Source organism: Streptomyces capoamus (assembly GCF_014654935.1).
GTDB classification, from domain to species: domain Bacteria; phylum Actinomycetota; class Actinomycetes; order Streptomycetales; family Streptomycetaceae; genus Streptomyces; species Streptomyces capoamus.
Genome location: NZ_BNBF01000035.1, coordinates 58764 through 59501, shown reverse-complemented (window position 1 = coordinate 59501; position 738 = coordinate 58764). Strand labels below are relative to the sequence as shown.

Here is a 738-nt window from a genome sequence, read left to right as displayed (position 1 = left end):
CCGACTCCTCACCACAGACCACCGCCACACGATCCCCACCCCGCCCCACCTGCTCCTCGAACAACTCCGTGAGGGTGACTTCCGGGAATTGGTCAGTCATGTCTGGGCACCTCGAATGAACGCGATGGTTGTCGAACGGCTCGACGTGTGATTCAGGACGGCGAACGAGTGTTTTTTCCGGCGTTTTCGCGGGAACGTCTTGTGCGGGGACTGGCGACCGGGGCGATGTCCGACCCCGATCGCCCGCGAATGTCAGTTCCGGACCGGCGGCAATGGGTCAGCCGCAGCCGCCCGCGTGTCCAGCATCCGCCGCCGCTGCTGCGAAGAGCGGAAATTCGTCATGATCCTGCCAGTTCTCTTCGACATCCTCGCCGGGACGGCCCTGGAAAGCCGCGATGAACGGCCTCAGCCGGTCGGCGCCCCAGAACTTGTCACGTCCGTGGACGAAGAAAGGGACGCCGAACAGCCCGTCGTCGTAGGAGGACACCAGGCAGTCGAAGCCCTGCTTGCGCAGCTCCGGGTCGTCGGCCGCGGTAGCCAGCGACTCGGCCGGCAGGCCCAGTGGCTCGGCGATCTCGCACATGGTGGCGGGGTCGGTGATGTCCCTGCCCTCCTGCCAGCGCGCGCGGTAGACGGCGTCCACGAACTGCGGCCCGAGCCCCTGCGCCTTGGCGGCCAGGTAGGCGAGGTGGGAGACCTCCCAATTCGGGTCCTTGTCGATGGGCACGGTCATGCGCA

Annotated in this window: 1 protein-coding gene; it reads right to left on the bottom strand. The window is 66.7% G+C overall.

The annotated features are described in order from the left end of the window. Positions 1–277: 277 nt before the first annotated feature. The coding region (locus tag IE312_RS43225) for a DsbA family protein (protein WP_229900801.1) at positions 278–738 on the bottom strand (461 nt) is incomplete at its 5' end.